At 67.6% G+C, this 10,720-nt stretch carries 9 protein-coding genes and 2 pseudogenes; 2 read left to right on the top strand and 9 right to left on the bottom strand.

The features are described 5' to 3' along the window. Nucleotides 1-131 precede the first annotated feature (131 nt). A pseudogene (locus DR046_RS19715) lies at nt 132-521 on the bottom strand (IS5 family transposase); the annotation flags it as partial. Nucleotides 522-734: 213 nt separating this feature from the next. On the opposite strand from DR046_RS19715, the pseudogene DR046_RS19710 reads away from it, so the two are divergent. Both DR046_RS19710 and DR046_RS23310 read left to right on the top strand, forming a co-directional pair. Continuing rightward, nucleotides 735-2,081, top strand: a pseudogene (locus DR046_RS19710) (IS256 family transposase). 117 nt (nt 2,082-2,198) lie between these two features. Then, on the top strand, nt 2,199-2,426 hold the full coding sequence (locus tag DR046_RS23310; RefSeq protein ID WP_135227342.1) for a hypothetical protein: 228 nt from the start codon (nt 2,199-2,201) through the stop codon (nt 2,424-2,426). Nucleotides 2,427-2,447: 21 nt separating this feature from the next. Here the strand turns inward: DR046_RS23310 and DR046_RS19705 are convergent, their stop codons facing one another. The 8 genes from DR046_RS19705 to DR046_RS19670 all read right to left on the bottom strand — a co-directional run bounded on the left by DR046_RS19705 (nt 2,448) and on the right by DR046_RS19670 (nt 10,717). Next, a complete protein-coding gene (locus tag DR046_RS19705) occupies nt 2,448-3,752 on the bottom strand; it encodes a TRAP transporter large permease (RefSeq protein ID WP_115384083.1) in 1,305 nt (434 codons plus the stop codon). Nucleotides 3,753-3,774: 22 nt separating this feature from the next. Next, nucleotides 3,775-4,323: a TRAP transporter small permease gene (locus DR046_RS19700; protein WP_167767198.1), complete on the bottom strand. Its 549-nt coding sequence runs from the start codon at nt 4,321-4,323 to the stop codon at nt 3,775-3,777. Nucleotides 4,324-4,402: 79 nt separating this feature from the next. Next, a complete protein-coding gene (locus tag DR046_RS19695) occupies nt 4,403-5,359 on the bottom strand; it encodes a TRAP transporter substrate-binding protein (RefSeq protein WP_115384081.1) in 957 nt (318 codons plus the stop codon). An 81-nt stretch (nt 5,360-5,440) separates the two neighbouring features. Further along, entirely contained in the window at nt 5,441-6,631 is a 1,191-nt protein-coding gene (locus DR046_RS19690; protein ID WP_115384080.1) for an acyl-CoA dehydrogenase family protein, read from the bottom strand. A gap of 10 nt (nt 6,632-6,641) precedes the next feature. Further along, on the bottom strand, nt 6,642-7,829 hold the full coding sequence (locus DR046_RS19685; protein WP_115384079.1) for a CaiB/BaiF CoA transferase family protein: 1,188 nt from the start codon (nt 7,827-7,829) through the stop codon (nt 6,642-6,644). Continuing rightward, a complete protein-coding gene (locus DR046_RS19680) occupies nt 7,826-8,719 on the bottom strand; it encodes a polysaccharide deacetylase family protein (protein WP_115384078.1) in 894 nt (297 codons plus the stop codon). The genes DR046_RS19685 and DR046_RS19680 overlap by 4 nt, the downstream gene beginning before the upstream one ends. Before the next feature lie 5 nt (nt 8,720-8,724). Continuing rightward, nucleotides 8,725-9,816, bottom strand: a complete 1,092-nt coding sequence (locus DR046_RS19675; protein WP_115384077.1) for an ABC transporter ATP-binding protein — start codon at nt 9,814-9,816, stop codon at nt 8,725-8,727. 16 nt (nt 9,817-9,832) lie between these two features. After that, nucleotides 9,833-10,717 (bottom strand): ABC transporter permease, encoded by an 885-nt coding sequence (locus tag DR046_RS19670; RefSeq protein ID WP_115384076.1) that lies wholly within the window; start codon nt 10,715-10,717, stop codon nt 9,833-9,835. Between the last annotated feature and the right edge of the window lie 3 nt (nt 10,718-10,720).

Raw genomic sequence — 10,720 nt, 5'->3', positions numbered from 1 at the left:
CTCCGCACGCCAGTCCACCAGCGCACCTGCCAAGACCGCAGATGCCATCGCCCAACCCTCCACTCCCGCTCCACGTAGCGCAAAGAGCCACATCTGCTGAAAATGCGCAACTGTAGTACTAGGCTCCGGACTCATAACCAGTAGGTGACGGTTGCGGCGAGGGCGACGGGGGAGAGGAAGGCGTCGGCCCTGCGGTCGTAGCGTGTGGCGATGCGTCGGAAGTCCTTGAGCCGTCCGAACATGCGCTCGATGGCGTTTCGGTCGCGGTAGAAGTTCCGACACCAGAAGATGCGGCGCTTGCGGTTGCGCCTCGGCGGGATGTTGGGGAAAGCCCCGAGAGCCTTCACCTGGTCACGCACGGCGGTGCTGTCGTAGCCCTTGTCCCCGGTCACCACGAGCGCGTCGGGCGGGAGGCGTTGCAGCAGCGTCTTGGCGGCGATGCAGTCGGCGACGTTGCCGCCCGTGAGCATCAGCCGGACGGGGCGGCACCAGCGGTCCGCGAGCGCGTGGAGCTTGGTCGTGCAAACCCGAATGCATTAGACGTCATGGCGACAAGGAGTCGTAGTACAGTCCTGGGCGTTAAATCATCGCTGTCGTGCCGATGGCATCCGGCCATCGACCGGAACCGCGGGCGACGGAGCTATGGTCGAAGATGGGTGATGGCGGTTGAGAAGGTGGCGTATCGAGGCGGGTGATTGAAGCCTGCCAGGACCTCCGAAAGGGAGCGATACGCCATGGAAGAAGATACCAGCATTGTCGCGCTGCGCCAGCCCGGCGCGGTGGACGATCTACTGACCGAGATCGCGCGCGAGGGGGCACGCCGGATGCTTGCGTCTGCGCTGGAGGCCGAGGTCGAGGCGTTCATGGACCGCCATGCGGACGAGAGGTTGCCTGACGGCCGTCGGCGGCTCGTCCGGCATGGACACGGCCCCGAGCGGTCGATTCAGACCGGGATCGGGGCGCTCGAGGTCAGGCGACCGAAGGTGCGCGACCGGGCCACGGATGCGGGACCCGCCGACCGGGTCCGGTTCGCTTCCTCGATCCTGCCTCGCTGGGCGCGGCGGTCTCGCAGCCTCGAGGCGCTTCTGCCGGTTCTCTGCCTGCGCGGCGTGTCCCCGGGGGACTTTCAGGAGGCATTGGCCGCGCTGCTCGGCCCTGACGCGCCCAATCCCTCGCCCGGCGCGGTCACGCGGCTGACGGCGGGCTGGAAGGCGGACCACGAGCGCTGGCAGGGCCGGGACCTGTCGGCCCGGCGCCACGTCCACGTCTGGGCCGATGGCGTCTACCTCCAGGCCCGTATGGAGCCCGCCGCAGAATGCATGCTGGTGCTGATCGGGGCGACACCGGAAGGAAAGAAGGAACTCGTCGGCTTCCAGGTCGGCGCCCGCGAAAGCGCGCAAAGCTGGCGCGAGCTGCTCGCCGACCTCAGGGCCCGCGGCCTGTCCGTGCCACCCGAGATCGCCGTGGGCGACGGGGCGCTCGGGTTCTGGAAGGCGGTGGACGAGGCTCGGCCGGACACGCGGCACCAAAGATGCTGGGTCCACAAGACAGCAAACGTGCTCAACAAGCTTCCGAAGTCGATCCCCCCGGCGGCGAAGGCCGACCTGCGCGAGATCCCCCTTTCGTGACATTGCTGCGCAATGCACTGTCGGGCAGCGGGCAGGCCGAGACCCGCCTCGACGCCGAGGCCGCAATGACGACCTTCGCCGCCAGGTATGGGACCAAGTATCACAAAGCCGCAGCCTGCCTGGAGAAGGACCGCAACGCGCTGCTCGCCTTCTTCGACTTCCCCGCCCGGCACCGGGACCATCTGCGAACTGCCAATCCGCCATCTCGGGCATGTAGACATGCCCTGCCTGGTAATAATCGAGAGCGTCTTCGCCACGGTTCGGCATCGAACCGTGCGAACCAAGGGCGCCCTGTCCCAGAAGAGGGCGAAGCTCATGGTCTTCACCTTGATCCGCGCGGCCTCGAAGACCTGGCGGCGCCTGTCGGGCGCAAACCAGTTGCCTCTCCTCGTCGAGGGGATCAAGTTCACAGACGGCATCGCAACCAGCGACGCCGCAAACCGCGCCGCCTGATCAGCACGCGTCACCCAAATTCCGGCATAGCTCACTTCTGAGAAAAAGCCCCTCTTCGCGTCGTGACCCTCCTAGTAGTCCTTGACGATGTAATCGTTCCGGCTGGTCCGTTCCTTGATGTCCATTCCTGCTCATCCCTTCAAGCCGTTCTGGCACCTTTCGGACAGTGTGCGCGGAGAGGTGTCCGAGGAGGCGATTTGTGGCGATATTCAGCCGTTCTGGATTTTTCTGTTATCCTGTCTTTTTAAAGGGTTAGTGGAAAATCCGGGCGTCTGGACCCAAAACGTTAATCAATTGGTCGCAGGTTCGATCCCTGCCGCCGGAGCCAACCTTCCCTCAGTCTAGATCCGAAGCCCCGCCAAGGGGTTAGCCGCGCGTCATCAGCGACGGCAGCAACGTTGCGATCCCCGGGAACAGGATCAGCAGGAAGGTCGCCAGCACCAGCACCAGGAAGAACGGGAAGGCCATCTTCGCCACCTGCAAGAGGTCGTGGCGGGTCATGGCCTGCAGGATGAACAGGTTGATCCCCACCGGCGGCGTGATCTGCGACATCTCGATCACGATGACGAGGTAGATGCCGAACCAGATCAGGTCGATTCCCGCCGCCTGCACCATCGGCATGATGACCGAAGCCGTCAGCACCACGATGGAGATTCCGTCGAGGAAGCAGCCCATCACGATGAACAGGACCGTCAGCGCGATCAGAAGCTGGAACTGGCTCAGCTCGAACGATCCGACCCAGGCGGCAAGCGTGCGCGGGATGCCGGTGAAGCCCATCGCGACCGAGAGGAAGGCCGCCCCGCCCAGGATCAGCGTGATCATGCAGGTCGTCTTCGTCGCGCCCTCGACGCTGTCACGGAACGAGGCCCAGGACATCGTCCCGCTCAGGGCCGACAGGATCAGCGCCCCCACGACGCCCACTGCCGCCGCCTCGGTCGGGGTGGCGAAGCCCGCATAGATCGAGCCGATCACAACGACGATCAGCCCGATCATCGGGAACAGCCCGGCCGTGGCGCGCAGGCGCTGGAGCATCGGCATCGACGCTTCCCTCGGCGGGAAGCGGTCGCGGTGGAAGGCCGACCAGAGCATGATGTAGCCCATGAACAGGCCCATCAGCATCAGACCCGGCAGGATGCCCGCGATGAACAGGCGGCTGATCGAGACCTCGGCCGCCACGCCGTAGACGATCAGGATGATCGAGGGCGGGATGAGGAAGCCCAGCGTGGCCGAGCCCGCGAGCGAGCCGACGATCATCCGCTGGTCGTAGGCGCGCTTCTCCAGCTCCGGGATGGTGATGCGGCCGATGGTGGCCGTGGTCGCCGCCGACGAGCCCGAGACGGCGGCGAAGAGGCCGCAGCTCACGACGTTCACATGCAGAAGCTGCCCCGGCAGCCCGGTCAACCAGGGCGCCAGCCCCGTGAACATGCTGGCGGCGAGCCGCGTGCGGTAGAGGATCTCGCCCATCCAGATGAACAAGGGCAGCGCCGTCAGCGCCCAGGACCAGGACTGCCCCCAGATCGTCGTCGCCATGATCGCGCCCGCAGGCGCGCCGGTGAACCAGGCGATGCCGAGGTAGCCGACGATGGTCAGCGCCAGCGCCACCCAGACGCCGAGCGCGAGCAGCGCGAGCAACAGCCCGATCAGCAGGAGGGCGACGAGGTTCGGGTCCATGGAAGTCGCCTCTCGGAGCGTTTCAGGGCGCGTCGGCGGAGCCGTCGACCGGCTCGGCGGAGATCTCGTTGGCGGCCTCGGCCGCCTCGAATTCGGGCGGATGGCCGAGCAGTACCCGGACCAGATCCTCGACCACGGCCAGCGCGAACAGGGCCAGCCCGATCGCCATCGCCGCCTGCGGCAGCCAGAGCGGGACCGGGACGAGGCCCGAGGTGACCTCGCCCCGGCTGAAGTTCTGCCAGACCATCGCGACCGTGTGCCAGGCCAGCACGCCGGTGATCGCCGCCGCGATGCCCAGCGCCGCGATCAGCGCGAGCCGCTGGGCCGTGCCGCCCAGCGCGCGCACGAACAGCGTGACGCGGATATGGCTGCCGCTGCGAAAGCTGTAGGCGAGGCCCAGGAAGGAGGTCGCGGCAAGGCAGAAGCCAGCGAACTGGTCCGCCGAGGGGATGATCGCCTGGAACTGGCGCGCCACGATCTGGGCGCAGACGATGACGCAGATGGCGACGAGGAAGATCCCCGCGAGGACGCCGGCGGCGCGGTAGATCGCGTCGAGCGCGCGTGTCGGCATGGGGCCCGGGCCCTCCTGCTGGATCGAAAGGGGCAGCCGCCTCGAAAGGCGGCTGCGGATCATGCGCGGAAGGGGCGGCTCAGTTCACCGCGTCGAGGATCGCCTGCGCCTCTTCGCCGACGCTCTCGGCCCATTCCTGCGCCATGGTCTGGCCGACCTCTTCCAGGGCCGAGACGAGGGCCTCGGGGACGGGACGCACGGTCATGTTCTCGCCCAGCGTCGCGACGGAGGATTGCGCGACCTCCTCGCTCATCTCCCAGCCGCGGGTCTCGGCGGCGGCGGCGGCGTCGAGGATCGCCTGCTGCTGCTCCTCGGGCAGGCCCGAGAAGGCGGCCTCGTTCACGATGATCATGTTCTTCGGCATCCAGGCCTGAAGGTCGTAGAACTCGTCGGTGAAGTCCCAGGCCTTGGTGTTCACGCCCGTCGCGCCCGAGGTCACCATCGCGTCGACGATGCCGGTCGAGAAGGCCTGCGGGATCTCCACCGCCTCTATGGTGGTGGGCGAGGCGTTCATCAGCTCGGCCATCCGCGCGGTCGTCGCGTTGTAGGTGCGGAAGCGCATCCCCTCCAGGTCGCTGCCCGAGGTCAGCTCCTTGTTCGTATAGAACCCCTGCCCCGGCCACGGCACCGCATAGAGAAGACGGATGCCGTCCTCGGCCAGCTTCTCCTCGACCAGCGGGCGCTGCGCGTCCCAGAGCGCCTTGGCCTCGTCGTAGGTGGTGGCGATGAAGGGGATGTTGTCGGCGCCGAAGATCGGGTCCTCGTTGAAGAGGTTCGCCATCAGCACCTCGCCCATCGGCACGAACTGGTTCTGGACCGAGCGCTTGATCTCCGGATGCTTGAACAGCGAGGCGCCGGAATGGACGGTGATGTTCAGATCGCCGCCCGTCGCCTCGGACACGTCCTGGGCGAATTGCTGGATGTTGCGGGTATGGAACTCCGAGTCCGGATAGGGCGTCGCCATGTCCCAGTTGGTCTGGGCGACGGCCGCGGTGCCCATCAGCAGGGCGGCGGCCAGGGATGCAAAGGCTTTCATGTTGTTCTCCCGTCGGTTGTGGATGCGGGCTTGGTGCCCGTCATTGATGGTTCGCACTGTGTTGGCGCGGGGGACCCCGCGTCAATAACTCCTTGGCAGGCCGAGGACGTGCTGGCCCAGATAGCCGAAGATCATGTTCTTCGAGATCGGCGCCGTCTGGTAGAGCCGCGCCTCGCGCCACTTGCGCTCAATCCCGTATTCGCGGGCGAAGGCGAAGCCGCCATAGACCTGCATGCAGACCTCGGCGGCGGCCCAGGAGGCGTCGGCGGCCAGCAGCTTGGCCATGTTCGCCTCGGCCCCAGCCTTCTCGCCCGCGTCGAACAGGGCGGCGGCCTTGGTCACCATCAACTCCGCCGCCTGCGCCTGAGCGTATGCCTGCGCGATGGGGAACTGGATGCCCTGGTTGGCGCCGATGGGCCCTCCGAAGACCTCCCGGTCGTTCGCGTACTCGCAAGCCTTCCCGATGAAGAACTTCGCGTCGCCGATGCACTCGTAGGCGATCAGCACCCGCTCGGCGTTCATGCTGTCGACGATGTAGCGGAAGCCCTTCCCCTCCTCGCCGACCAGCGTGTCGGCGGGGATCTCGACATTGTCGAAGAAGCACTCGCAGGAGTTGTGGTTGATCATCGCGTCGATCTTCGACAGCGAGAGCCCGTTCTCCTTCGCCTCGTTCATGTCGATGAGGAAGGCGGATATCCCGTCGGACCGCTTCCGGCACTCGGCCGCGGGCGTGGTCCGGGCAAGCAGCAGCATCAGGTCCGATTCGAGCGCACGGCTGGTCCAGACCTTCTGGCCGTTGACGACATAGGTGCCCCGGTCGGTCTTCTCGGCCTTGGTCTTCAGCTGGGTCGTGTCGCTGCCGGTCGTGGGCTCGGTCACGCCGAAGGCCTGCAGGCGCAGCTCTCCGCTCGCAATCTTCGGCAGGTACTTCTTCTTCTGCTCTTCCGAGCCGTGCTTGAGCACCGTCCCCATCGTGTACATCTGCGCGTGGCAGGCGGCGGCGTTGCAGCCCTTGGCGTGGATCGTCTCCAGCACCGCGCCCGCGGCGGAAAGCGGCAGGCCCGAGCCGCCGTATTCCTCCGGGATCAGCGCGGCGAGGAAGCCGGACTCCGTCAGCGCCTGCACGAAATCGTGCGGATAGGCGTCGGCCTTGTCGAGCTTCAGCCAGTACTCGTTCGGGAAATCCTCGCAGAGCCGGCCGACCGCGTCGCGGATGTCGCCCCAGGCCGGGGCGACGGGCATCGTGATGGCGTTCGGGTCGTGGTGGTTCATGGCGTGTCCTCTAGATGACGGCCTTGTCGCGCAAGGCGGCGATCTCGTCCTCCGACAGGCCGAGATCGGCCAGGATGGCGTCGGAATGGGCCCCGGCATCGGGGGCGGAGACGTGGATCGCGGCCGGCGTGCGCGACAGGTGGACGGGTTGGGCGACGAGACGGGTCTCGCCGCGCACGGGATGTTGGACGGCGGCGGCCATGCCGAGATGGCGCACCTGCGCGTCGGCGAAGACCTCGTCCATGCGGTAGATCGGACCGGCGGGGACGGACGCCGCCTCCAGCGCCTCGACCCAGTCGGCGGTCGTGCGCTCCGCGAAGACGGGCGCAAGCATGTCCCAGACTTCGGAGCGGCGCTCGCTGCGGGCCTCGTTGGTGGCATATGCCGGGTCGGTGCCCCAGTCGGGCTTGCCGATCAGCTCGCAGAAGGCGCGCCACTGCGCGTCGCTGCCCACCCCGAGGTTCAGGTGGCCATCCTTCGTGGCTACCACGCCCATCGGCGTGACGGTCGGATGGTCGTTCCCGGTCGAGCCGGGGACCTCTCCGTCGATCAGGTAGCGGGCGGCCTGGAAGTCCATCATCGCGATCTGCGCACCGAGCAGCGAGGATTGCACCCATTGGCCCCTGCCCGAGACCGCGCGTTCCTGCAAGGCGACGAAGATGCCGAGCGCGGCATAGAGCCCCGAGGTCAGGTCGGCGACGGCGGTCCCGGCCCGCATCGGCGGCCCGTCCGGGTCACCGGTCACGCCCATCAGCCCGCCCATGCCCTGCGCGATCTGGTCGAAGCCAGCGCGCTTCGCGTAGGGCCCGTCCTGCCCGAAGCCCGAGATCGAGGCGAGAATGATCCGCGGATTTACGGCGGCGAGGTCGTCATAGGCGATCCCCAGCCGGTCCTTCACGTCGGGACGGAAGTTCTCGACCACGACGTCGGCGCCCTCCGTCAGCTTCAGGAACAGCGCGCGCCCCTCGTCGGACTTGAGGTCCAGCGTCAGCGACCGCTTGTTGCGGTGCAGGTTAAGCATGTCGTAGCCGTGCCGCGCCCCGCTGACCCCGGCCGAGGGGTCCTTGCCTGCCGGGGCCTCGATCTTGATGACGTCCGCGCCGAAATCCGCCAGCACGCGGCAGCAGGTCGGCCCGGCGCGCACCCGCGTCAGGTCCAGCACCTTGAGGTCGCGCAGAGCGGTCGAAGGCCCGGTCATCGCACCGTCTCCGCCCCGTGCGGGTCGGCGGCGGCGAACCACTCGCCCATCGGGCTGGATGTCATGAAGACCGTGTCGTCGCGCGCGAGCAGAAGGTCCAGCGCCTGCTCGAAGAAATGCGCGACATGGGGCACGCCGATGATGTGGGGATGCAGCGCCAGCGTCAGCACCCGGGGCTGGTCGCGCAGCTCCCGCTCGAAAACCGCCAGCGTCGCCTCGACGCGCTTCAGATACTCGTCGGTCGACCCGTTCTGGATCGCGTAGACCGGCACGTCGTTCAGCTCGAAGGTGTAGGGCAGCCCGATCATCGGCCCGTGCTTCGTGCGGATCCAGGTCGGCAGGTCGTCCAGCACCCAGTCGTGCAGGAACTCGATCCCCTCGGCGCGCAGCAGGTCGGGCGTGTCCGCCGTCTCGCCCAGCCCCGGCCCCAGCCAGGCGCGGGGCCGCTTGCCGCCCGCCTTCTCCAGCCGGTCGAGCGAGCGGCGGATCGTGTCGGCCTCGTCCTCCACCTGCTTGAGCGATTGCTGGAACCAGCCGTGGCCGACCAGCTCCCACCCGGCATCGATCACGGCGGCCATGAGCGACGGATAGACGTCCGCCACCTGCGCGTTGACGAAGGCCGAGGCGGCGATGCCCTTGCGCGAAAGCATGTCGAGCATCCGCGGCATCCCGCAGCGCATCCCGTATTCCACCCAGGAGAAGTTGGGCACGTCCGGCGGCGCGGGCTGCGCGCCGTGGGGGGCGGGAATGATCCCGCGCGGCATCGGGCGCTCGATCGGCCAGTACTCGATGTTCATCGCGACATGGACGATCAGCCGCTTGCCGTCCGGGCCCTCCAGCGGGGGCCGGTCCGACGACAGGCGGAAGGGGATGCGGGGGTTCGACTCCATTGCAGCTACTCCACGTGCAGGCGGGCGGTGCCGGGCGCCCAGGACAGGACGACCGGCGTTCCGGGGGCGGGCGCGTCGTCCCGCTCCGATATCTCGCGCGCGACCATTTCCGTGCCGTCGGACAGGCGCACGCGGTGCGAGGTCGTCAGACCCAGATAGACCGACTCGGTATAGGTGCCGGCGATGGACTGCCCCTCGAGATGTCCGGTGTCGCGCGAGAGCCGGACCGCCTCGGAGCGGATCGACAGCGTGACCTCCTGCCCCTCGGCGACGCGGAGACCGCGCCGGTCGATCCGGAGCCGCGCATCGGCCACGTCCACGGCGACGGAATCGCCGGACAGGCCGGCGACGCGGCCCGCCAGCAGGTTGTTCTCGCCCACGAAGCCGGCGGTGAAGGCCTTGTCGGGGGCGCGGTAGATGTCGCGGGCGCCGCCGTATTCCACCAGGTCGCCGTTGGCGATCAGGGCGATGCGGTCGGCCACCGTCATCGCCTCCTCCTGGTTGTGGGTCACGTGGATGAAGGTGATGCCCACCTTCTCCTGCAGGTGCTTCAACTCCAGGCACATGTCCTTCCTGAGCTGCGCGTCGAGCGCGGCCAGCGGCTCGTCCAGAAGCAGGATGTCGCGGTCCAACACGAAGGCCCGGGCCAGCTGCACCCGCTGCTGCTGCCCGCCCGACAGCTCGTGCGGACGGCGGTCGGCGAAGGGCGAAAGGCTGACCATCTCCAGCGCCTGCGCGACCTTGTCGGCGATCTGCGCCTTGGGCAGCCCCGCGACCTTCAGCCCGTATCCTACATTCTGCGCCACGCTCATGTGCGGGAACAGGGCATAGGCCTGGAACACCATCGTCGTCGGGCGCTTGTCCGGCGGCAAGTGGCCGACCTCCTTCCCGTGCAGCAGGATCTCGCCCGCCGTGGGCCGGTGGAAGCCCCCGATGGCCCGCAGGAGCGTCGTCTTTCCGCCGCCCGACGGGCCCAGCAGGACGAAGTACTCCCCGGCGGCGATCGACACGCTGACGTCGCGCAGCGCGGTCACCGGGCCATAGGTCTTGGTCAGGCCGCGCACCTCGACGGCCGGCGCGGCGGTTCGGTCTAGCATGGCGTGGCTCCGCGGATCATGACATCACCGGCTCGGCCTTCGCCCGCGCCTCGCGGGCCAGCGCCTCGGACCGGATCAGGGTGACGAGGATGATCGTGCCGATCACCGCGATGGCGACGAAGCTGACCATCGCCGACATGGCATAGCTCTGGCCGGACATGCCGGTGTTGAGCATCTGGCTGATGAGCACGGTGGTGAACGTGTCGAACCCGCCTTTCAGCAGGCTGGTCCGCGTGTATTCGTTGAAGACGAGGATCACCGTGAAGGCGCAGGCCGACAGCACGCCGGGGCGGATCTGCGGAAACTCGATGTCCCGGAATGCGCGCCAGCCATTCGCGCCACAGGCGCGGGCCGCCTCGGTCTGCTCGGCGCGGTAGCGGCCCATGGTGATGAGGATGACGACGAAGGCATAGGGCATGGTGTAGATCACCAGCCCGATCACCGCCGTCAGGAAGGACAGGCGGAACCAGGCGTCGAAGGCCTCGGTCCCGAGCCGGTCGCCCAGCCAGACGAAGGCGAGGTTCGCGTTCTTGAACGACACCAGCAGCGCCGAGCCCAGGATGTCCGGCGGCACGAACAGGGGCGCCAGAAGCAGGAAGACCGGGAACAGCTTGTTGCGCGTGGCCTTGTAGTGCTTGGCCGCGACCAGAGCCATCGGCACGGTGATCGCGGTCACGACCAAAGCCAATGCCAGCGTCCAGCGCAGCGCGCCGATCAGCTGCGCGTCCGACAGGATCAGCCCGTACCACTTCCAGGTGAAGTCGTAGGCATTGGCCCCGAACCCGTTCGCGTTGAACGAAATCCACATGACATAGAGCACCGGCGCCATCAGCGTCAGCACGACCAGCAGCAGGTAGGCCCATTTCAGCCGGTGCAGCCAGGGATTGGCGTAGTCGTCCATGCG

Source organism: Jannaschia formosa, from assembly GCF_003340555.1.
Lineage (GTDB): Bacteria > Pseudomonadota > Alphaproteobacteria > Rhodobacterales > Rhodobacteraceae > Jannaschia > Jannaschia formosa.
The sequence above is the reverse complement of the archived record's forward strand: the minus strand, read 5'-3'. Positions and strand labels throughout refer to the sequence as shown.

Bases quoted from the DNA above. Each gene is read 5' to 3' on its own strand.
- DR046_RS19690 (WP_115384080.1), bottom strand. From the start codon at position 6,631: ATGAACCACCACGACCCGAACGCCATCACGATGCCCGTCGCCCCGGCC.
- DR046_RS19670 (WP_115384076.1), bottom strand. From the start codon at position 10,717: ATGGACGACTACGCCAATCCCTGGCTGCACCGGCTGAAATGGGCCTAC.
- DR046_RS23310 (WP_135227342.1), top strand. From the start codon at position 2,199: ATGTCCATTCCTGCTCATCCCTTCAAGCCGTTCTGGCACCTTTCGGAC.
- DR046_RS19675 (WP_115384077.1), bottom strand. From the start codon at position 9,816: ATGCTAGACCGAACCGCCGCGCCGGCCGTCGAGGTGCGCGGCCTGACC.
- DR046_RS19705 (WP_115384083.1), bottom strand. From the start codon at position 3,752: ATGGACCCGAACCTCGTCGCCCTCCTGCTGATCGGGCTGTTGCTCGCG.
- DR046_RS19700 (WP_167767198.1), bottom strand. From the start codon at position 4,323: ATGCCGACACGCGCGCTCGACGCGATCTACCGCGCCGCCGGCGTCCTC.
- DR046_RS19680 (WP_115384078.1), bottom strand. From the start codon at position 8,719: ATGGAGTCGAACCCCCGCATCCCCTTCCGCCTGTCGTCGGACCGGCCC.
- DR046_RS19695 (WP_115384081.1), bottom strand. From the start codon at position 5,359: ATGAAAGCCTTTGCATCCCTGGCCGCCGCCCTGCTGATGGGCACCGCG.
- DR046_RS19685 (WP_115384079.1), bottom strand. From the start codon at position 7,829: ATGACCGGGCCTTCGACCGCTCTGCGCGACCTCAAGGTGCTGGACCTG.